The 20,940-nt window shown below is 69.8% G+C and carries 19 protein-coding genes; 7 read left to right on the top strand and 12 right to left on the bottom strand.

All coding sequences use genetic code 11. The annotated features are described in order from the left end of the window. Nucleotides 1–3 precede the first annotated feature (3 nt). Together SALPAC2_RS0116670 and SALPAC2_RS0116665 are read left to right on the top strand one after the other, a co-directional pair. A complete protein-coding gene (locus SALPAC2_RS0116670) occupies nucleotides 4–996 on the top strand; it encodes a ParB/RepB/Spo0J family partition protein (RefSeq protein ID WP_018217777.1) in 993 nt (330 codons plus the stop codon). Nucleotides 997–1,806: 810 nt separating this feature from the next. Beyond that, nucleotides 1,807–2,754, top strand: a complete 948-nt coding sequence (locus tag SALPAC2_RS0116665) for a prolipoprotein diacylglyceryl transferase (protein ID WP_018217776.1) — start codon at nucleotides 1,807–1,809, stop codon at nucleotides 2,752–2,754. Between the two features lie 35 nt (nucleotides 2,755–2,789). Here SALPAC2_RS0116665 and SALPAC2_RS0116660 read toward each other — a convergent pair whose 3' ends face one another. Both SALPAC2_RS0116660 and SALPAC2_RS0116655 read right to left on the bottom strand, forming a co-directional pair. Next, complete coding sequence (locus tag SALPAC2_RS0116660) at nucleotides 2,790–3,770, bottom strand: D-alanine--D-alanine ligase family protein (protein WP_018217775.1); 981 nt, start codon at nucleotides 3,768–3,770, stop codon at nucleotides 2,790–2,792. Nucleotides 3,771–3,777: 7 nt separating this feature from the next. After that, a complete protein-coding gene (locus tag SALPAC2_RS0116655) occupies nucleotides 3,778–5,091 on the bottom strand; it encodes an aminotransferase-like domain-containing protein (protein WP_018217774.1) in 1,314 nt (437 codons plus the stop codon). 128 nt (nucleotides 5,092–5,219) lie between these two features. On the opposite strand from SALPAC2_RS0116655, the gene SALPAC2_RS0116650 reads away from it, so the two are divergent. Then, a complete protein-coding gene (locus SALPAC2_RS0116650; protein ID WP_018217773.1) occupies nucleotides 5,220–5,885 on the top strand; it encodes an N-acetyltransferase GCN5 in 666 nt (221 codons plus the stop codon). 53 nt (nucleotides 5,886–5,938) lie between these two features. Here the strand turns inward: SALPAC2_RS0116650 and SALPAC2_RS0116645 are convergent, their stop codons facing one another. The 7 genes from SALPAC2_RS0116645 to murJ form a co-directional block, all read right to left on the bottom strand. Beyond that, the gene (locus SALPAC2_RS0116645) at nucleotides 5,939–7,117 is read right to left on the bottom strand and encodes an N-acetylmuramoyl-L-alanine amidase (protein WP_018217772.1); all 1,179 of its coding nucleotides are present in this window, start codon (nucleotides 7,115–7,117) and stop codon (nucleotides 5,939–5,941) included. A gap of 211 nt (nucleotides 7,118–7,328) precedes the next feature. Beyond that, nucleotides 7,329–7,652, bottom strand: coding sequence for a thioredoxin (gene trxA, locus SALPAC2_RS0116640; protein ID WP_018217771.1), 324 nt, complete (start codon nucleotides 7,650–7,652; stop codon nucleotides 7,329–7,331). 33 nt (nucleotides 7,653–7,685) lie between these two features. Continuing rightward, entirely contained in the window at nucleotides 7,686–8,639 is a 954-nt protein-coding gene (trxB, locus tag SALPAC2_RS0116635) for a thioredoxin-disulfide reductase (protein ID WP_018217770.1), read from the bottom strand. A 189-nt stretch (nucleotides 8,640–8,828) separates the two neighbouring features. Beyond that, nucleotides 8,829–9,794, bottom strand: coding sequence for a hypothetical protein (locus SALPAC2_RS0116630; protein ID WP_018217769.1), 966 nt, complete (start codon nucleotides 9,792–9,794; stop codon nucleotides 8,829–8,831). Next, nucleotides 9,791–10,525 carry an RNA polymerase sigma factor SigM gene (gene sigM, locus SALPAC2_RS0116625; protein ID WP_018217768.1) on the bottom strand — a complete coding sequence of 245 codons (735 nt, stop codon included), beginning with the start codon at nucleotides 10,523–10,525 and terminating at the stop codon, nucleotides 9,791–9,793. The genes SALPAC2_RS0116630 and sigM overlap by 4 nt, the downstream gene beginning before the upstream one ends. A gap of 43 nt (nucleotides 10,526–10,568) precedes the next feature. Next, nucleotides 10,569–12,170: a protein kinase family protein gene (locus SALPAC2_RS0116620; RefSeq protein WP_018217767.1), complete on the bottom strand. Its 1,602-nt coding sequence runs from the start codon at nucleotides 12,168–12,170 to the stop codon at nucleotides 10,569–10,571. A gap of 470 nt (nucleotides 12,171–12,640) precedes the next feature. Next, nucleotides 12,641–14,383, bottom strand: a complete 1,743-nt coding sequence (gene murJ / locus SALPAC2_RS0116615; RefSeq protein ID WP_026184805.1) for a murein biosynthesis integral membrane protein MurJ — start codon at nucleotides 14,381–14,383, stop codon at nucleotides 12,641–12,643. A gap of 144 nt (nucleotides 14,384–14,527) precedes the next feature. Between murJ and SALPAC2_RS0116610 the strand changes: the two genes are divergently transcribed. Beyond that, nucleotides 14,528–15,985, top strand: a complete 1,458-nt coding sequence (locus tag SALPAC2_RS0116610; protein ID WP_018217765.1) for a CCA tRNA nucleotidyltransferase — start codon at nucleotides 14,528–14,530, stop codon at nucleotides 15,983–15,985. Between the two features lie 8 nt (nucleotides 15,986–15,993). Here SALPAC2_RS0116610 and SALPAC2_RS0116605 read toward each other — a convergent pair whose 3' ends face one another. Together SALPAC2_RS0116605 and SALPAC2_RS0116600 are read right to left on the bottom strand one after the other, a co-directional pair. Next, the gene (locus SALPAC2_RS0116605; RefSeq protein ID WP_018217764.1) at nucleotides 15,994–17,151 is read right to left on the bottom strand and encodes a TolB-like translocation protein; all 1,158 of its coding nucleotides are present in this window, start codon (nucleotides 17,149–17,151) and stop codon (nucleotides 15,994–15,996) included. Next, the gene (locus SALPAC2_RS0116600; RefSeq protein WP_018217763.1) at nucleotides 17,148–17,663 is read right to left on the bottom strand and encodes a SigE family RNA polymerase sigma factor; all 516 of its coding nucleotides are present in this window, start codon (nucleotides 17,661–17,663) and stop codon (nucleotides 17,148–17,150) included. The genes SALPAC2_RS0116605 and SALPAC2_RS0116600 overlap by 4 nt, the downstream gene beginning before the upstream one ends. Before the next feature lie 120 nt (nucleotides 17,664–17,783). Here SALPAC2_RS0116600 and SALPAC2_RS0116595 point away from each other — a divergent pair, with 120 nt between their 5' ends. Further along, complete coding sequence (locus tag SALPAC2_RS0116595; RefSeq protein ID WP_018217762.1) at nucleotides 17,784–18,188, top strand: hypothetical protein; 405 nt, start codon at nucleotides 17,784–17,786, stop codon at nucleotides 18,186–18,188. A 26-nt stretch (nucleotides 18,189–18,214) separates the two neighbouring features. Here the strand turns inward: SALPAC2_RS0116595 and SALPAC2_RS0116590 are convergent, their stop codons facing one another. Next, nucleotides 18,215–18,835 (bottom strand): TetR/AcrR family transcriptional regulator, encoded by a 621-nt coding sequence (locus tag SALPAC2_RS0116590; protein ID WP_018217761.1) that lies wholly within the window; start codon nucleotides 18,833–18,835, stop codon nucleotides 18,215–18,217. Between the two features lie 135 nt (nucleotides 18,836–18,970). On the opposite strand from SALPAC2_RS0116590, the gene SALPAC2_RS0116585 reads away from it, so the two are divergent. Further along, nucleotides 18,971–19,804, top strand: a complete 834-nt coding sequence (locus SALPAC2_RS0116585; RefSeq protein ID WP_018217760.1) for an alpha/beta fold hydrolase — start codon at nucleotides 18,971–18,973, stop codon at nucleotides 19,802–19,804. Between the two features lie 50 nt (nucleotides 19,805–19,854). Continuing rightward, nucleotides 19,855–20,868, top strand: a complete 1,014-nt coding sequence (locus SALPAC2_RS0116580) for an alpha/beta fold hydrolase (protein WP_018217759.1) — start codon at nucleotides 19,855–19,857, stop codon at nucleotides 20,866–20,868. The last annotated feature ends 72 nt before the right edge of the window (nucleotides 20,869–20,940 follow it).

Genomic DNA, 20,940 nt, shown 5'->3' with positions numbered 1-20,940 from the left:
GGCATGAAGAACCGTCCCAAGGGTGGGCTCGGTCGGGGGCTGGGCGCCCTCATTCCGACGGAGGCGGCGGCACCCGGCGCGCCCACCCCAGTAGTCAGTAACCCAGCGGTGACACCGACCGCCGGCCTAGCGGCGGTGAGTACGCCGCCACCGGCGTCCGACTCACTCAGCCCGGTCCCGGGTGCTCGTTTCGCCGAAATACCGGTCGACGCGATTGTTCCCAACCCCAAGCAGCCGCGGCAGGTCTTCGACGAGGACGCCCTGGAGGAGCTGAAGTTCTCCATCCAGGAAGTCGGCTTCCTCCAGCCGATCGTCGTCCGCCAGCTCGACGACGAGAAGTTCGAACTCGTCATGGGTGAGCGCCGCTGGCGGGCCGCGCAGGCGGTTGGTCGGAGCGCCATCCCGGCGATCGTCCGGGACACCCGGGACGATTCGATGCTCCGGGACGCGTTGCTGGAGAACATCCACCGTGCCAACCTGAACCCGCTGGAAGAGGCGGCGGCGTACCAGCAGCTGTTGGATGAGTTCGGCGCCACGCACGAGGAGCTGGCCCGGCGGATCGGCCGGAGCCGGCCGCAGATCTCCAACACGATTCGGCTACTCAACCTCCCGGCCCAGGTGCAGCGCCGGGTCGCCGCCGGAGTGCTCTCCGCCGGCCACGCCCGAGCGCTGTTGAGCCTGGACAATCCGGAGGCGCAGGAGCGGCTCGCCCAGCGCATCGTCGCTGAGGGACTCTCGGTACGGGCAACCGAGGAGGTGGTGGCGCTCTCGCTCAGCGACGACACCAGCGAGAAGGAAGCGCCGAAGCGTCGGCCGAAGCCGCGTGCACCAGCACTGACCGATCTCGCCGATCGGCTCTCCGACCGTTTCGACACCAGAGTCAAGGTCGACATCGGCCGGAGTAAGGGAAAGATCACGATCGAGTTCGGCAGTGTGGATGATCTGGAGCGGATCGTCGACATCATTGGGGTCGACCGGGAACAGCCCGAGGACTGACCGAAGGCCCGACTCGCGGCCGTTGAGCATCGCCCCCGTTTCACGTGAAACGGGGGCGGTTGTTGTTCTGCCTGGGAGTGATTCGACCTGGGGATCAGTGGGGACCGTCTCAGGTCGGCGCTGCGCCTGATCCGTTGCCTCGGCCACTCCCCTCTGCCCGCGTCCGCTTGTCCGCTGTCCGTCTGCTCGCGCTTGCGCTTTCGCTCGCTTGGCCACTCGAACCGATCCGCTCACGCGGATCTCCCGGCTCGGAAGTGCCGGTCGGGCGACAACTCCCGTGCCTAATGTCGGTCCGTGACCGAGCGCGCCTACCCACTGGCCCCGCGACTCTGACGGCCGATGTCAGCGCCGGGTGTAGTAGAAGTCTCGTCCCCAACGTTATCCACAGCAGTTGTCCACAGGTTGCGCTGTTTCACGTGAAACAGCGCCTCAGCGGCGGTGTTGACCTGTGGAAGATGGCTGTGGATAACCTCCGACCTCCTGTGGATAACTTTGGAGGGGGGTGGGTGGCGGTGAGCCGATCAGAGGGATCGACGGTCGAAGGAGGTGGGGACAGCGGTCCCGGAAACAGTTAGGGTCACCCTCGTGCCCGACACCCCTCCCTCAGTGCCGAACTTCACCCAATGGCCCTCCTTCCCCTTCGAGGGCGATCTCCGCGTCAAGCAACTCGATGATCCGGTCGCGGCCGAACCGCCCCGTCGCGGCGAAGGCGAGCGGGAATGTACCGCTTGTGGCGCCCCCGATGAGGCGTACATCTGGGTTGGCGAGCGGTGGCGGGTCCGTGCGATGGATAGACCTACCGGGCTTCCGATGGTCTTGATTCTTGAATCCCGCTCACACCTGGATCTAGGTGACCTACCGAATCTGCTTGCGGCCGAACTCGGCGTGCTGACGGTCCGGCTGGAGCGCGCTATCCGCTCCCTCGACGGCGTGTCCCGGGTGCATGTGAACCGCTGGGGTGACGGATCCGCGCACCTGCACCTCTGGTTTCTCGCCCGGCCGTACGGTCAACTCCAGCTCCGGGGGACCTTCCTGCCCCTGTGGGATTCGATACTGCCGCCGATCCCCGAGTCGACCTGGCGGGAAAATCTCGCCCTCGTCGCCGCCTGGTTGGCGGATTTCGGTGGACGACAACTGGCCGAACCACCTCGAATCCAGTGGCAGGCACCGGCCAGTTTCGGGGCGGTAGAGGCTGCGGAGGCTGCGGAGGCGATAGCGGGCGCGGATACCGCGGAAGCCGTCGAGACCGCGGAAGCCGTCGAGACCGCGGAGACCGCTTTGGACGCAGAAAGCTCGGCGCCCGCGACCAGACAGCAGAATCCGACAAATAGCGGCCCTATGGCGGGCAGCGGCGGCTCGGCAGAGAGTGCCGGTGCGGTTGGGGCGGACGCGGCGCCGGGCGGGGAGACCGACGGAGAGAACGACCGGGAGGCCGGCGGGGAGACCGGCGGGGAGACCGACCGGGAGAGCGACGGAGAGAGCGAACGGGAGGACGGGAGTGTGGCGGCTAGTGCCGGTGCTGACGTTCCGGCGGGCGGTGCGGACGCTGGTGCTGGCGCTCCGGAGAGTGAACCTTCCTCGTCCCCGCTCGCTGCGGATCCGGGACCTTCGGTGAAGGGTGCGGCAGCCCCGGACCACACCGAAAGTGAGGCCGGCGCAGCGGTTGAGGACGCTGCGGGCCGTACTGACTCCGGTGCACCGGAGAAGGCCGATGATGCTCCGCCACTGCCATCAGCAACGAACGCGGTCCCGTCCTGACGCGGGCCCGCCAACGACGACCGCGCTTCGCCGGCTCAGGCTGCCCGGGCGGCGGCCTGGGAAACCAGGGTCCCGATCATCCGACCGAAGTCGAGACCGGCGGCCTGGGCCGCGAGCGGTAGCAGCGAGGTCTCCGTCATGCCGGGCGCGACGTTCACCCCGAGTACGTGTGGCTGACCGTCGGCATCAATGATCAGGTCGACCCGGCTGAGATCGCGCAACCCGAGCGCGGTGTGGGCGGCGACGGCGAGCTCGGCGACCGCCTCGGCCACCTCGGTGGCCATTCGGGCGGGGGTGTGCCACGTGGTACGGCCGGCCGTGTACCGGGCGGCGTAGTCGTAGACGCCGTTCCGGGGCACGATCTCCACCGCCGGCAGGGCCTGCGGTCCCGCACCGAGGTCGACCACGGAAACTGCCACGTCCGTCCCGGGTAGGTAGCGTTCGACGAGGGCGGTGGAGTCGTACGCGAAACAGCCGACCATCGCGGCGGGGAGGGCGGCGCTGTCCCGAACCACGGCGGCACCCAGACCCGAGCCGCCCTGTGCGGGCTTCACCATCAGCGGGAGGCTCAGCCGATCCACGATGCGATCCAGCACCGCCACCGCACCAAGTTCGGAGAAGCGGTCATGGGGTAGGGCTACCCAGTCCGGGGTGGGGATGTGCGCCTCGCGAAGCACGGTCTTGGCCGAGGGCTTGTCCCAGGCGCGGCGGGACGCGCGGGCGTCGCAACCGACGTACGGGACGTCGCAGAGGTCCAGCACGCCGCGGAGGGAACCGTCCTCGCCGGTGGCACCGTGCAGCGCGATGACCACCGCGTCCGGCGGGTCAGCGACGAGCGCCGGCAGCAGGGTGACGTCCGCGTCGCGCAGCTCCGCCTCCACGCCCACCGCGCGTAGCGCGTCGAGGACCCGGCGGCCGGATCGCAGCGAGACGTCCCGTTCATAGGAGAGCCCGCCAGCGAGTACCAGCACGCGCAGGTCGGTCAGGACAGCGGGATCGGCAGCGGTCTTACCCATGCCCGAATCATGCCAAGTGGGGTCCGGGGGTGTCGGAACCGGCCCGCCCTCGACGAGAGCCGGGCGGGCCGACGGTGCCGAAGACCCGGCGCATGGCGATGTCCTGCTCCATCACCCCGGAGAGTCGCCGTACGCCCTCCCGGATCCGCTCGGGCGGCGGGAAGGAGAAGTTGAGGCGCATCGCGTCGTTGCCGGTGCCGTCGGCGTAGAAGCCGGTGCCGGGCACGTACGCCACCCGGGCGGCGATGGCCCGGGGCATCATCGCCTTCGAGTCCAGCCCTTCCGGCAGGGTGGCCCAGACGAAGAGGCCGCCTCCCGGCCGGGTCCACGCCGTGCCGGCCGGCATCAGGTCCGCCATGGCGGCGAGGAGCGTGTCCCGCCGTTCCCGGTAGACCTCCCGGTAGACCTTGAGCTGCTCCCGCCACGGCATCGTGCCGAGGTAGGTGGCCACGGCCGCCTGAGCGAAGCCGCTGGGGCAGAGGATCTGTGCCTCACTGGCGATGACGAGCTTGTCCCGCACCGCGTGCGGGGCGAGGATCCAGCCGACCCGCAGCCCCGGCGCGAAGGTCTTCGAGAACGTGCTGAGGTAGAAGACGCCCTCGCGGCGGCGGGCGCGCAGTGGGGCCGGCGCGTCGCCCTCGAAGCCAAGCTGCCCGTACGGGTCGTCCTCGATCACCAGCAGGCCGGCGCGCTCGCAGATGTCGAGGATCCGTTCCCGCCGCTGCTCGGTCAGCGTCACGCCGGTCGGATTCTGGTACGTGGGGATGGTGTAGAGGAATTTGATCCGGCGCCCGGCGCGTGCCTGATCGGCGATGGCCGTCTCCAGCGCCTCCGGGATCAGCCCGTCATTGTCCATCGGTACGTGCACGACCTGTGCCTGGGCGGCCTGGAAGACCCCGAGCGCCCCGACGTAGGTCGGGCCTTCGGCGAGTACGACATCGCCGGGGTCGAGGAAGAGGCGGGCGACCAGGTCTAGTGCCTGCTGGCCACCGACGGTGACGACGACGTCGTCGGGGGAGGCGCCGCAGGCGGCGTCGATGCCGGAGAGCGACATCACCTCGCAGATTCGCTCCCGTAGCTCTGGGGTGCCCTGGCCGATGCCGTACTGGAGGGTGGTGGTGCCGTGGTCAGCACCGAGCCGGCCTAGCATCTCGCCGACCGCGTCCAGGGGGAGAGCAGCGATGTACGGCGCACCTCCGGCGAGCGAGACCACCTCCGGCCGGTTGGCCACCGCGAAGAGCGCCCTGATCTCCGAGGCGGTCATGCCTCGGACTCGTCGGGCGTAGCGGTCGGTGTAGTCGTCTAGCGTCGTGCCGGTCATGTTCCGCTGTCACCTGCCCGGTGGTCGTTTCGCGTAACCCTTACCGTGGTGTCCGGATCCGGCGTACGATCGGTGGTCGGGGACACCGAAGGGCGGTCTACCTCCGAGCCTACTGTGGGGATGCGCCAATGTCGCGACGTCTGGTCAGTCTGACCTTGGACACCCTGGAGGATCTGCCCCGTTCGTGCCGGCAGTGTGTCTACTGGGAGCTGGATCCGGTCTCCGCCGACCGAGCCCGTGAAGCTGGAGATCCCGGTCTGGAGAAGGAAGCCTGGGTCTCGCAGACCCTGCTGGAGTGGGGCGCCTGCGGCAAGCTGATCTACGTGGACGACATGCCCGCCGGGTTCGTGCTTTATGCCCCGTCGGCGTACGTGCCGCGATCAATGGCCTTTCCGACCGCGCCGGTCTCCCCCGACGCGGCGCTGTTGATGACGGCGAAGGTGGTGCCGGCCTTCGCCGGTGGCGGGCTGGGCCGGATGCTCGTGCAGGGGGTCGCCCGGGACCTGACGAAGCGCGGAATCAAGGCGATCGAGGCGTTCGGTGACGCGAAGTTCGGCGACGCCGACGACGCGGCGCGGGCCTGTGTGGCCCCGGCCGAGTACTTCCTTTCCGTGGGTTTCAAGACGGTCCGTCCGCATCCGCGTTTCCCCCGCCTGCGCCTGGAGTTGCGCACGACACTGAGCTGGAAGTCCGACGTCGAGTACGCGTTGGAGAAGCTGCTCGGCTCGATGAACCCCGAGAGCCTGCTCCGGCCGGTCCGGCCCACTCCGGCGACCCGTTCCAGCGCCGGCTGACTCCGCGACCTGGTCGGTCCAGTGCCGGCTGACCGGTGCGGGTACTGCTTCGGTCAGTCGACAACTGTCCCGGCGGCCACGCTCTCCGCTGCCACCATCGCCCGCAGCTTGCTCACGTCGATCGACCCCGTGGGTACATCTTGTTCGATGGGGTAGTACATCCGCTGGATGGCGGCGACGATCGCCTCCACCACGCGGTCCCGGAACCGCGGGTCGACCAGCCGGGACCGGTCCGTCGGCGAAGTCAGGTATCCCACCTCGACCCGGACGGCCGGCATTCGGGTCAGCCGTAGCAGGTCCCATGCCTTGGCGTGGGTCCGACAGTCGCGCAGCCCGGTTCGCGCCACGATCTCCCGCTGTACGAGGCCGGCGAGGCGCTCGCCGGTGGTGGAGGTGACACCGTTGTCAGTGCCGTAGTGGTAGGTGGCCACGCCGTCGGCGGCCGGATTGACGTGCCCGTCGAGGTGCAGGGAGATGAACACGTCCGCGCTGAGCGAGTTGGCCAGGGCGGCCCGGTCAGCGTCGGGAAGATGGTCCTGCAGTGCCGGACCGCGGGTCAGCTGCACTCGTACCCCGGCCGCGGCGAGCCGCCCCTCGAGGCGACTGGCGAGGTCGTGCACCAGGTCGGCCTCGGTCCAGGGCTGCTGCCCCTCGGGCACGGTCAAGCCCGGATCGCTGCCGCCGTGCCCTGGGTCGATGACCACCATCCGCCCGACCAGGGTCGGCCCGGACTGTCGAATGGCGTCAGATTCACGGAGCCACTGTGGGCGCCCGCCGACCACCTTACGGCCGAGGCGTCGCAGCGAGTTCACGGTGTGGGGGCCGCAGGTGCCGTCCGGTACCAGCCCCACCTCGCGTTGGAACTGGGCGAGTGCCCGGGCTGTCCGGACCCCGTAGATGGCATCCGCCCGGCCGACGTCGTAGCCCATCTCGAGGAGCCGTTCCTGCAGCGACCGGATGTCCTCACCGATGAGGGGCTCCGGTACGGAGTGGTAGAGGCTACGGGCACCCAGCCGCCAGCGGGCTGCGTCCAGGGCCTGCCACGTCTCGGTGCCGACCCGGCCGTCCACGCTCAGCCCACGGGACTGTTGGAAGGCGCGGACCGCGCGTTCGGTGCGCACGTCGAACTCGTCGCTGTCTGGTGCTGCCGGGACGAGCAGGTCGAGGTTGGCCAGCACCTTACGGATCTCGGTGACCGCCGGTCCACGGTCGCCGGGTCGGATCGGACGCACGCTCGACCCCCTTTTGCACGGACGCTGTGCCGGCCGGATGGCCCGGCGAGGCCGCCGATGGCCCTGTTCCGGTGGCCCCGCAGCCGACCTGCGGTGTTGTCTCTGAGATTGAGGTTAGGCGCTCGCCGGGCCTGAGGTGTGGCGGCCGGAAAAAGACCTGCCCCCGCACCCGGTGGAGCGGATGCGGGGGCAGGTCTGCGTCTGGTGTTGGTCAGAGCGCGGACTGGATGAGCTTGACCAGCTCCCCCTTGGGCTTGGCGCCGGCGATCGACTGCACCGGCTTGCCGTCTTTGAACACGGTGAGCGTCGGCACCGACATGACCCGGTAGTTACGGGCGGTCTCCGGGTTGTCGTCGATGTTGAGCTTGACGATGCTGACCTGATCGCCCATCTCACCGGCGATCTCTTCGAGCAGTGGCGACACCTTCCGGCACGGCCCGCACCACTCCGCCCAGAAGTCCACCAGAACCGGCTTGTCGGACTGCAGCACCTCGCTGGTGAAGCTGGCGTCGGTGACCGACTTGGTTGCTCCCACTACGTTCCCTCCTCGGGGGTGTGTTTCGGAATTTCAGCCCTGGATCGTGGCGATGAAGCGCTCGGCGTCCAGGGCGGCGGCGCAGCCCGTACCGGCGGCGGTGATGGCCTGCCGGTAGGTGTGGTCCACCAGGTCACCGGCGGCGAACACCCCCGGGATGCTGGTCTTGGTGCTGGGCGCGTCCACCTTCACATACCCCTCGTCGTCCAGGTCCACCTGGCCGCGGAAGAGCTCGCTGCGGGGGTCGTGGCCGATCGCCACGAACACGCCGGTCACGTCAAGCACCCGGGAATCACCGGTGTGCACGTTGCGGAGTCGGACGCCGGAAACCTTGCCGTCGGCGCCGAGGATCTCCTCCACCACGGCGTTCCACTCGACCTTGATCTTGTCGTTGCTCAGTGCGCGGTCGGCCATGATCTTGCTGGCCCGGAACGTGTCCCGGCGGTGGACGATCGTGACCGACTCGGCGAAGCGGGTCAGGAAGTTGGCCTCCTCCATCGCCGAGTCACCACCGCCCACCACGATGATGTGCTGGTTCCGGAAGAAGAAGCCGTCGCAGGTGGCGCAGGACGACACGCCGTGGCCGAGGTACTCCTGCTCACCCGGCACACCCAGCGGGCGCCAGGCGGAGCCGGTGGCGAGGATGACAGCCTTCGCCCGATAGCTGGTCTCCCCCACCCAGACGGTGCTGACCGCGTCTGAGCCGACCTCGCCGGTGTTGTTGAGCTCAACCCGGGTGACATCGTCGGTCAGGAACTCGGCACCGAAGCGCTCGGCCTGCTTGCGCATGCTGTCCATCAGCTCGGGACCGAGAATGCCGTCGGCGAACCCCGGGAAGTTCTCTACCTCGGTCGTCGTCATCAACGCGCCGCCGGACTGCGCCCCCTCGATGACCAGCGGCGCGAGGTTCGCGCGCGCGGCGTAGACCGCCGCCGTGTATCCGGCTGGCCCGGAGCCAATGATGATCAGGTTGCGGACGTCGTCCACTGCCGTCTCCCGATTCGTCTGTGTGTTCGCCGACGGCCGCACCGACGGCGAGTCGGTGCCGACACCCCAGAATCAGGCGTCGGCAACTGATGTAGAGAACGCCATCGTACGAACCGGGAATTCCCGAGCCGGTCATCCGGTGGGTCAGCTCACGTCACGGCAGCACACCCCCGCGACGGCCGTGAAGTTCTACCCTACCCGCGTACGGTACCGGGTGTCCGCGCCCGATCCGGGCACACCGCACTCGGGCCCGCTGACCCAGGCCCAGCGGGCACCAGTCGCATCGGCGAACCGGACGACCAACGCCGGTCGGCCCTCGAAGCGGGCATAGTCCACCACCTCGACCGCCAACTGGCCAGCGTCGTGCTCGACGCCGATCTCGGCCAGACAGGTTTCGAGCGCGTCCGGATCCGTCAGCCGATCGAGCCCGATCAACCCCGCCGTCCGGTCGCCCTGGATCCCGACGCCGGACGGCGCCGATTCGATGGTGCCCTCGCCGGACGGCGCCGACTCGGTGGTGCCCTCGCCGGAGTACTGCTGCGGCGGCGAGACCGGAGCGGCCAAGTCCTCCCGCCGGTAGTCCGTACCGGTCCGCATCGGCGGCGCGGTGGTGCGCACCGTCCCGGCGACGGCCTGCTCGGGAGTGCCGGTGCTCGGCTCCGGACCGTCCGTCCCCCAGCCGAGTTGGTCCAGGCCGAGCAGCCCGACAGCGGCCACCGCTACCGCGGCGAGCGCGACGGGAGCACCGACTCGCTGCCATCGTCGGCGCCGTCGGCCCGGGCCGGTCCCGGCCGGTTGCGGAACGCCGCCGGGGCGCCGTGACCCGGCGTGCGGCTGGGCCGGCACTACCGAAGGGCGCGCCGGCACGCTCTCGGCCGGCGTGCCCTCGGTCGGCGGGGCAGCGTCGGTCGCCGCCAGCGCGACGCGAATCTGATCCGCCACGGTTGCGGGCATCTCCTCCGCCGTCCCGTAGGCGAGCAGAGCGGCGTGGACCTCCGCGACCGCCGGCACGAGCCGGTCGTAGGCGTCCGCCCAAGCCTCGTCTCGCTCGACCAGGCGGGCGACGGTCATCTCGTCGGGAGTGCCCGCGAGCGCCCCACCGACGTAGTCGGCGAGTAACTCGTGGTCGACCTCCCGGAACCCCCCGGTCGTCACAGCTCCTCCTGGTTGGCTTCGCGCCGGGGTCGCCCCGACACCGATCGGACGCCACCGCGCGGCTGCTGGTTCCGTCCCGTGACGGCTGGCATGCCTCCCTCCAGGAGCGGTTGCTCCGGTGCCGCCCGGAGATAGCCGAGCGCCGCTGCCAGCCGGGCCCGGCCCCGGGCACACCGGCTCTTCACCGTCCCCTCAGCTACCTCAAGGATGCGGGCAACCTCGGCTACCGGGTAGCCCTGCACATCAACCAGGATCAGCGCGGCACGCTGCTCGACCGGTAGCGCGGCCAGCGCCTCCCGGACCACCAGAGCAGTGTCGTGGTCGGGCACGGGAGCGGCCGGCTCCGTGCCACCGGTGGCGCCGGCCACGTCGCGTACGCCGTCGGGCAGCGGCACCGTCGGATGCGCCTGGCGGCGTCGGATCCGGTCTAGGCAGGCGTTGACCACGATCCGGTGCAGCCAGGTGGTCACCGCCGAATCACCCCGGAACCGTCCGGCGGCCCGATGGGCGGAGAGCAGCGCGTCCTGCAGCGCGTCGGCCGCCTCCTCCCGGTCGCCGAGGGTGCGCAGCGCCACCGCCCAGAGCCGGTCCCGGTGCCGGCGCAGCAGCTCGGCGAAGGCGTCCCGATCGCCAGCGACATGCGCGCGCAGCAGCTCGAGATCGGTGGCGGGAGCGGTTGCCGGCGGGCTGTCGTCTCCCACCGATCGCTCGGTTGACCCGTTCGGCGCCATCACCGCGTCCGGCGGAGAGGATGCCGGGGACGCGGTGAACGGCTCACGAGACCTTGATCTCCTGAATGCCGACCTTGTAGCCGCCGTCACTCGGCGGCAGCTCGGTCAGCCAGACGAGAAGGTACCGGTATTCGGTGTCCGCGTCGAACGCGTCGAAGGTCATCGTGGTGCCGGCGTCTTCCTTAGCCGGCCCGATCGGGTTCTGCTCGTACTCCTCGAAGAGCGCGTTGTCGCCCGCGCTTGAGGAGGGGTGCTCGTTAGTGCCCGTGTACAACCGGGCCGACGCACCCCGGGCCGAGAGTTGGACCTGCAGGGACTTGACGTTGCGGGGTTCACCGAGGTCGAGCCAGATGCCCATGCCGCGCTTGATCTTGCCGAAATTCGGGTGCCCCCGGTAGGTCTGGGTCTCCCAGCCCTCATCCAGGCTGCCGTCGAACACCTTCTCGGCGTCGCGGACCTCGGCGCGGTCCCCACTGTCTGGGTCAATGACCTTCGCAACGCTGATTTTCGGCGGATCGGTCGCCACGGCGTCGGGTGGATCCTCACCCGTCGTCGTGATGGGAGAAGGGTTGGCAGCTGTCGTCGGGTTCCGGTCGTCGTCCCCGCCCCGACTGAGCACGACGATGCCGATCAGGAGGCCGACGAGCGCGACGGCGAGGAGGCTGGCGATCCCGACGGCGAACTTGCGCCCGCCCGCCGCGGCCAGCGGTGACGGCTCGTCCCCGGTCTCGGCGGTGAACCGCAGTGGGCCGTTGTTTTCCAGCAGGTGCTCATCGACCGGGACGTCCAGTCGGGCCAACTCCGCGGCGAGGACATCCGACGGTGGGGGCGGGAGCGAGCCGTCCAGCAGATCCATGGTGAGGTCGTCCAGGTATGCCGGAACCCCGGCCCGGACCTGGCGCGGTGCGGTGAGCGCACCCCCCGGACCCCGGAGCGCGTCCGGGGTCGCCGCCCGTCCATGTCCGGCGGTGGCGCCGTGTAGCGGGACCTCGGCGTGGGGCCAGTGGCCGGTCAGTGCGAAGTAGAGGACGCCACCGACCGCCCGAAGGTCGCTGGCCTGGCTGTCGGCCCCGTCGGTGCGCGCGTCCGCCAACACCACCCGACCGTCATCGCTGATCATGATCGTGCCGGGGTGGACGTTGCCGTGCACCATTCCGGTGGCGTGCACGGCGGCCAGGGCGCTCGCGACGGCGTTGCCGACGGCGGTCGCCCGAGCTGGGTCCAGCGCCCCCGCGGCCACGAGTTCCCGCAGCGACTGTCCGTCGACCCACTCGCGGACCACGTATGCCCGCTCGCCCTCGTCGATCGCGTCGTAGACACCGACCAGGTTGGGGTGGATCACCCGGCTGGCGGCGACGGCGGCCTGGAGCATCTCGGTGGCGGAGTCGCCGCCCGGGTAGCGCAGCACCACCGCGACGGGACGGCGCAACACGACATCGACCCCACGCCAGAGCAGCCGGCCAGCGCTGTCGTTGTTGATGTGCTCGACGAGCTCGTACCGCTCGGCGAGCACGTCACCGGCGATCGGAGCACCGAAGGTCATGACCGGCGGAGCGTTCTCGTCCGCATCCTGACCCCCGCCGACCTGGGTCACCCGTCCTCCCTCGGTGATCGTGTCGATCGATGGACCCGTGTTGCTGGGCATTGTGGCTTCCGCTCTGCCTTCCACGAACCGGCCGGCTGTTGTCGGCGCCTGCGCCGGCAACAGCCGCACCCGTCGAGAGCGACCTTACCTGGGATCCCCGCCTTCCCCCGCATGTCATCTTCCCGCCGCACCGCCGGCGGCTGCTGGGCTCGGGTGGCTTGTCCGGTTTTGGTCGTTGTTGGCGGTGTTGCTGGCGCATGTACTAGCCAATCTAGAGGTTGACCGCTAGTAGTTGCCGCAGGGGCCGGGGTCAGGTGGCGAGGCACCCGGGCCAGATTCCCGGGCCAGCACCGGACATGCCTCCCCGCCCGGCCGGTTATCCACAGGATGACGCGGCAATGGCGCGGCAGAGCGGAAGTTATCCACAGCCGTATCCCCAGATTGGTGATCCTCGTTCACGCAGAGTGCACTCCCGCCGGACGGGCAGATCCGGTCGTCCACGCCCCCGATAAACGGTCAGAACGGGACGCTCAGTGACCGAGCCGGCGGCGGACCATGGTGACCACCTCGGTGACCTCCCTGATCCGGAGCAGCATCGCGAGGCCGAGGTAGCTGAGACCGATCGCCGCCCCACCGATCAGCAGCTGGACCGCCGCCATGAACCACCCGAGCTCCTCCGGTCGGCCCGGCAGCAGGCGGACCACCAGCAGACCGACCAGCGCGGCTCCGAGCGCGGCGGCCAGCACCTTGCCCACCGTACGCATGATCCCGCCCAGCCCGATCCGGCCGACCCGGGGCCGCAGCAGCAGCGCGGACAGCACCACCGCCGCCAGGTACGAGATCGCGTTGCCGAGCATCATGCCGGCCGCCGCGAAGGTGGCGGGAAGGACGACGTAGAGCCCGACCTGGAGCAGCACCCGCAGCGCCACCACCGGGATGTTGGCCAGCGCGGGCGTACGGGTGTCCGGCAGCGCGTAGAACGCGAACGTGAGGAGCTGGCTGACCGCGAAGGGCACCAGGCCGATCGCGGCGACCAGCAGCACGGTGGCGGTGGCGGTGGCGTTCTCCCCGGTGAACGCGCCGTACCGGAACACCACCACGGAGATCGGCGCGGCCAGCACGGCGTAGCAGACCGCCACCGGGGCGAGTACGGCCGTGACCATCCGGGTGCCCCGGGACAGGTCGGCCGTGAGGTCGGTGAATCGGCCGTCCGCCGCGGCGGCGCTCATCCGGGGCATCAGCGCCGTGATGATCGAGACCGCGATGACGCCGTGCGCCATCATCAGCAGCAGGAAGACGTTGTTGTAGATCAGCAGACCGGCGTCGTCCTCGCCGGCGACCCGGGTGAGCAGGTTGACCACCACGAAGAGCCCGAGCTGGTTCACCGCGACGTAGCAGAACATCCAGGCGCCGAGCCGGGCCAACTCCCGCAGCCCCAACGCGCGGAAGTCGAAACGCAGCTTCCACCGGAAGCCGACCTTGCGCAGGGCGGGCAGCAGCCCCGCGGCCTGCACCGCCACCCCGAGCAGGGTGCCGCCGCCGACCAACAGGATCCGGTCCGCCCCGACCTGGCCCGGCTGGAGGGCCTGCGCGCCGTAGACCCAGATGTACAGGCCGAAGGTGCCGATGGCCACCAGGTTGTTCAGGATCGGCGCCCACATCGGAGCGGCGAAGTGCCCGCGCGTGTTCAGCACGGCGGCGATCAGCGCGCTGATGCCGGTGAAGAACAACATCGGCAGCATCAGGTACGACAGGTTGGTGACCAGGCCCCGGTAGTCCTCGTCCTTGCCACCGGCGTAGATGCCGGTCAGCACCGGAGCCGCGACCACCGCGATCAGGGCGGCGGCGGCGAGCGCCACCACCGCCAGGGTCAGCAGCCGCTGGGCGTACGCCTCGCCCCGGTCCGGGTCGGCCTTGCGTCGCCGGACCAGCACCGGCACCAGTACGCTGGTGAGCACTCCGCCGAGCAGGAACTCGTACACCTGGTTCGGGAGGAAGATCGCCGTGGTGTACGCGTTACCGACCAGGTTGCCCAGGGCCGCGCCGATCATCAGGTTCCGGATGAAACCCGTGCCCCGACTGACCAGGCTGCCCGCGGCCATCACCAGGCTGTTCGCCGCGGCGCTCCCCTCGGCCACCGCCTCATCCGGGGGCGCGACCGCCTCGGCGGCCGGCTGGTTCAGCGGCTCGGCCGAGATGAAGATCGCGTCGTCACCCGTCGGTCGGCCACCGTCGCCCAGCGCGTTCGCGCTGCGGTAGAGCCGGCCGCTCATCGTTGTCGCCTCCAGGATCTGGTCGGTGCCCGGCACCGACCATGGGTCCGCGGGCGAGGGCCTCGACACAGACTAGTCGTCGGCCCGGCGTCATCCGCGCCCGGCGGATGTCAGGCCCGGTCGGACCGATAGGCTGGCCCTCCCATGTCCGATTCCGCACCGCACGCCGCCGACCGCCGCGAACTCACCGCCGCGCAGCGCACCGCCGTAGCCGAACTGCTCCGGGTCTCCCCGGTCGCCGACGAGTTGGGCCGCCGCTTCGCGAGCGCCGGTCACGAACTGCACCTGGTCGGCGGATCGGTCCGCGACGCACTGCTCGGCCGCCTCGGCGACGACTTGGACTTCTGCACCGACGCGCAGCCGGACGAGACGCTACGGATCGTGCGTGGTTGGGCCGAGGCGATCTGGGAGACCGGGCGGGAGTTCGGCACGATCGGGGTGCAGCGCGATGGCCTGCGGCTGGAGATCACGACCTTCCGCGCGGAGGTGTACGACCAGGTCAGCCGCAACCCGGTGGTGCAGTACGGCACGAGCCTCGCCGAGGACCTGAAGCGGCGGGACTTCACCGTCAACGCGATGGCGGTCAGCCTGCCCGAGCATCGCTTCACCGACCCGCACGGCGGGTTAGCGGATCTGGCGGCCAAGGTGGTCCGTACCCCGGCGGCGCCGGAGGAGTCGTTCCGCGACGACCCGCTGCGGATGCTGCGGGCGGCCCGGTTCGCCGCGCAGCTGCGGTTCGCCGTACACCCGGACGTGCGGGCGGCGATGGTACGGATGGCCGCCGATCTGGATCGGATCACCGCCGAGCGGATCCGGGACGAGTTCACCAAGCTGCTCTGCGGCGCCGACCCGGTCGCCGGCCTGCGGCTGCTGGTCGACACCGGGCTGGCCGAGCGGTTCCTGCCCGAGCTGACCGGGCTGAAGCTGGAGATCGACGAGCACGCCCAGCACAAGGACGTGTACGACCACACGCTGACCGTGGTGCGCAACGCCGTCTCGTACGAGGAGGACGGCTGCGACTTCATCCTCCGGATGGCCGCGCTCATGCACGACGTCGGCAAGCCGGCGACGAAGGCGGTCGGGTCGGACGGTCGGGTCAGCTTCCACCACCACGAGGTGGTCGGCGCCCGGATGACCAAGGCACGGATGAAGGCGCTGCGCTTCCCCCGGGAGACCACCACGAAGGTCACCGCACTGGTCGCGCTGCACCTGCGGTTCTACGGGTACGGCCGGGGCGAGTGGACCGACTCGGCGGTGCGCCGGTACGTCACCGACGCCGGTGACCTGCTGGCGCGGCTACACAAGCTGACCCGCTCCGACTGCACCACCCGCAACCGGCGCAAGGCCGCCGGGCTCGCCGCCGACTACGACGCGCTGGAGGAGCGGATCGCCCGGCTCGCGGCCGAGGAGGACCTGGCCCGGGTCCGCCCCGACCTGGACGGCAACGCGATCATGGAGCTGCTCGGCGTACCGCCGGGTCCGGTCGTCGGGCAGGCCTGGAAACACCTCAAGGAGGTACGGCTGGAGCGGGGCCCGCTGGGGCGGGACGAGGCCGAGGCCGAGCTGCTGCGCTGGTCCCGCGAGCAGGGAATCGTCGAGTAGCCCGCTGGTCAACGGGGCGCCACCAGAACGATCAGGCCCTGCCCGACCTCGCCCGGAAGGGTCTGCCGGACGAGGTCCCGACCGTCCAGGTCGGTCAGCACCATCTCCCCGGTACCCCAGTCCTGGTACAGCAACTGGTTGTCGGGGCCCCACGCCGCCTCCGCGCTCGCCGTCGGCCCGAGCACGCGTCCGGTGGCCACTTCGACGATCTCCGGCCCCTGCGGGCCCTTGACCACCACCCGCTCGCCGTCCGGCGACCAGGACCACGGTCCGGTGGGGTCCCCCTTGATCGGGAGGAACCGGGTCGGCCGGCCGTCGTCGGGGGAGAAGAGCTGCACCCCCCGCCGGATGTGCGGCGCCGCCTCGGAGTTAGGTGCGGTGGGGTCGGTCTGTTGCCACACCACCTCCCGGCCGTCCCGGGTCCAGGTGAAGTAGCAGTAGTCGGTGCAGAGGTACCTCTCGGTGTCCACCGGGAACAGCTGCCATTCGCCGGTGGCACTCAGCACGCCGAGGGCACTGTCTCCGCTCGCCTTGTCAAAGATGGTCAGGGCGATTCGGCTGCCGTCAGGTGACCACTGTGGCGTCATGGTGTGCTGACCGGTACGCACCCAGTTGACCGCGCCGCTGCCCAGGTCGAGCAGCCCGAACTCGCCCCGCCGGTCGTAGTCCACCACCCCGGCGACCGTACCGCTGGGCGAGGCCCAGATCTCGTCGTACTGGTCGGTGCTGAGGTACTGGTCCTGGGTGCGGTCCAACGCGTACCCCTGCTGGATGATGCGCTCGCCGTCCGGCGTGTAGGACATACCGGTTGGCGTGGCACCGACCAGCAGCCATCCGCCGGGCAGCGGCAGGGGCTGCTGGGTCCAGTCTCCGGTGGTTGCCGGTATCCGGGATGGGTTCGGAGCCGCTGAGCTCGACGGCGTTGAGCTTGACGGCGGAACCCAGGCGGCCGGGCCGGGCCCGGGGGCGGTTGGCCGGAGCCAGACGAAGGGTGCGGCCAGGGCGACCAACGCCGCCAGCGCGCCACCGGTCACCGCCAGTCGCCGTCGGTGCCGCAGCCGTCGGCCTCGGCTTCGCGCGGCGTTGGCGAGGCTGGTGGTCGGGCGGGCCTCGTCGGCCAGCTCCCGCAGGGCGGTCCGTAGGTTCTGTTCGGTTGGTCCGTTCATCTCCGCTCCTCGGTGCGGTGTCCGTCGAGTGCGGGAACCAGTTGCCGCAGCCGGGCCAGCGCCCGGGAGGTCTGACTGGCGACCGTGCCGGCCCGGCAGCCGAGCAGCTCGGCGGTCTGCTCGACACTCAGGTCTTCCAGGTAGCGCAGGGTCAGTACCGCGCGTTGCCGTGGTGGCAGCGCCAGCAGCGCCTCGCGCAGCAGCAGCCGCAGGTCAACCTCGTGCCCGCGGTCGGGTCCGCCGACCCGGTCGGGCGGCACGGCGACCGGGAACTCCGGCCGGCGGGAACGGCGGCGCCAGCCGGACACCTGGTCCCGGTAGAGGATCTGGCGTACGTACGGCTCGGGCTCCCCCCGGATCCGGGGCCAGCGGGCGTACGCCTTGGCCAGCGCGGTCTGGAGCAGGTCTTCGGCGCCGTGCTGACTGCCGGCCAGGGCGTAGGCGGCCCGCAGTAGAACACCACCGCGTTCGTTGACGAACGCGGTTAACTCCCCGTCGATGCGTTCGGACACCGGTCACCTCCCAAATCTCTGACGCCGGCGACCGTTGAGAGCTTGCCTGTCGGGCGAATCTAGATGTTGACAAGATTGGGGCGGAGGCGCATCTTTGCAGTGACTAATTGGAGGTGCCCGATGTCCCCGTCAACCCTGAACACCGCCGGAATCCTGCTGATCACCGTCGCGACGATCGCGTTCGGCGGACTGGCCCTGCTCCAGCACCTCGCCGGGCGCGTAGCCGGTTACCTGGACAACCCGGTCCGCCGGGGCCTCTGGACCGCCGGGCACGCGCATGCCGGGGTGCTGGTCCTCTTCGCCCTCGTGGCCCTCCCCTACATCGAACAGGCCGACGCGGGCAGCGGCACCCGTACGCTGATCCGGCTGCTCTTCGTCGCCGCCCCGATCCTGATGCCGCTCGGCTTCTTCCTCTCGGTGGTCCGGCCCCGGGACACCAAGCCCAACAAACTCATCTGGCTCACCGTCGCTGGCGGTGCCAGCCTCACCGCCGGCACCCTGCTGCTCGGGGTGAACCTCCTCTGAGCCCGATCAGCGCGCCTCCTGGAAGTTCATCGCGTTGTGGTGGGTTTTGACCGGCTCGCGGCTAGGGCGGTGTCGATGAGGGTGGTGGCGGCGGCGCGGGCGTGGTGGGCGGCGTCGTTGGTGCCGGCGATGGCGGCGGTGGTCTGGGCTCCTTCGGCGAGGATGGCGAGTTGGTGGGCGAGTGCGGCGGGGGCGCCGGTTTCTGTAACCAGTTCGGCCAGGCGCGCCTGGAAACTCGCCTTGTGTTCGCGGATGAGCGCGGCGATGTGGGGTGCGGTGCCGCCGAGCTCGCCGAAGGTGTTGATGAAGACGCAGCCGCGGAAGTCGTCCTCGTCAAACCAGCGGGCCAGCATGTCGTAGACGGCGAGTAGTTGGTCCCGGGGTGTGCCGCTGCCGGTGGCGATGGCGGTTTCGATGAGGCTGTTCCAGATATCGCGCCGGCGGTGCAGGACGGCCTCGACGAGGTTCTCCTTGGAGGGGAACAGCTGGTAGAGGCGTTTCAGAGAGACGCCGGACTCGTTGCGTAGAGCGTCCATGCCTACGGCGTTTATGCCGCGGCTGTAGTAGAGCCGATCGGCGGTGATCAGGATGTGTTCGCGGATCTGCTCGGTCTGGGGGGTGGTCCGGTTTCGGGTGGCGGGGGGCATGGCTTCCTCTTGTCTCGGGTCAGGTGTGGTGACGGTCACGCTGCCCCGAGTGGCGCAGGGGAACGATCGTTCTCTAACGTACTACCCAACGCGAGCGAGAACGAACGTTCTCACCTTCGGTCTGGGAGGCCCGTCATGCCGTACATCACTGTGGGAACCGAGAACCGCACCAACATCGACCTGTACTACGAGGACCACGGTCAGGGACAGCCGGTGGTCCTCATCCACGGCTACCCCCTGGACGGGCACTCGTGGGAGAAGCAGTCCGCGGCCCTACTCAAGGCCGGCTACCGGGTGATCACCTATGACCGGCGGGGCTTCGGTCAGTCCAGCCAGCCCACCGTCGGCTACGACTACGACACCTTCGCCGCCGACCTGAACACCGTGCTGGAGACCCTCGACCTCACCGACGTGGTCCTGGTCGGGTTCTCGATGGGCAGCGGTGAGGTGGCCCGCTACCTGTCGCGCTACGGCTCGGCGCGGGTTGCCAAGGCCGCGTTCCTGGCCTCGCTGCAACCGTTCCTGCTGCAGACCGACGACAACCCCACCGGCGTACCGCAGGAGGTGTTCGACGGCATCCTCGCCGCGGTCACCGCGGACCGCTACGCCTACTTCACCGACTTCTACCGCAACTTCTACAACACCGACGACACCCTCGGCACCCGGCTGTCCGAGGAGGCGCTGCGCAACAGCTGGAACATCGCCGCCGGCGCATCCTGGTACGCCTCCAGCGCCGCCGTGCCGACCTGGGTCACCGACTTCCGCGCCGACCTCCCAAAGATCGACGTACCCAGTCTGATCCTGCACGGCACCGCCGACAACATCCTGCCCATCGACGCCACCGCCCGCGAGTTCCGCAAGCAGCTGCCCGAGGCCGACTACGTCGAGATCGACGGCGCACCCCACGGCCTGCTCTGGACCCACGCCGACGACGTCAACCAGGCCCTCCTGGCCTTCCTCGCCAAGTAAGGCCAACCCAACATCCCGGCCCAAAACAAACTCAGACAAGGAGACCCGACATGGACACCCTCGACACTTCCAGCCGCGCTACCAGCCCCCGCCGTCGCCCCGGGTGGGCCGCGCTCCTGGCCGGTGTGGCCGTGCTCAGTATCGCCGCCGGCGGCACCGCCATCGCCACCAACAGCGGCGGCGAGGCCCAAGCCGACCCCGCCGCCGCCGGCAAACACGCCGAGCGCAACGAAGGATTCGTCACCACCCGCGACGGCGTCGACATCTTCTACCAGGACTGGGGCCCCCGCGACGGACGACCCGTCATCTTCAGCCACGGCTGGCCACTGAACTCCGACAGCTGGGAATCCCAGATGATGCACCTGGCCGACAACGGCTACCGCGTCATCGCCCACGACCGCCGAGGCCACGGCCGCTCCTCCCAAACCTGGGAGGGCAACGACATGAACCACTACGCCGACGACCTCGCCACCGTGATCAAAAAGCTCAAGCTCAAAGACGTCACCCTCGTCGGGTTCTCCACCGGCGGCGGTGAAGTCGCCCGCTACGTCGGCCGACACGGCACCGACCGCGTCGCGCAGGTCGCCCTCGTCGGCGCGGTCACCCCACTGATGCTCCAGACCCCCGACAACCCCAACGGCGTACCCATCGAGGTCTTCGACGGCCTGCGCGAAGGCTCCCTCGCCGACCGCTCCCAGCTCTACCGCGACCTCGCCGAAGGGCCCTTCTTCGGCGCCAACCGCCCCGACGCCGAGGTGTCACAGGGCATGAAGGACAGCTTCTGGCTGCAGAGCATGCAGGCCGGCCACAAGGCCGCCTACGACTCGATCAAAGCCTTCTCCGAAACCGACCTGACCGAGGACCTCAAGCGCTTCGACGTACCCACCCTGATCATCCACGGCGGCGACGACCAGGTCGTACCGATCGAGAACTCCGCCGAGGAAGCCCACGAAATCGTCGCCAACTCCACCCTCAAGGTCTACCCCGGCGGCCCCCACGGCATCACCGACACCCACAAGCAGCAGCTCAACAACGACCTACTCACCTTCGTCAACAGCCGCTAACCCACCGCACCACCCCAACCGGGGGTGGGCCGACCGAACCGGGCCGGCCCACCCCCGGGTTGTCGTACCGGC

Source organism: Salinispora vitiensis (assembly GCF_000378825.1).
GTDB lineage: Bacteria > Actinomycetota > Actinomycetes > Mycobacteriales > Micromonosporaceae > Micromonospora > Micromonospora vitiensis.
The sequence above is the reverse complement of the archived record's forward strand: the minus strand, read 5'-3'. Positions and strand labels throughout refer to the sequence as shown.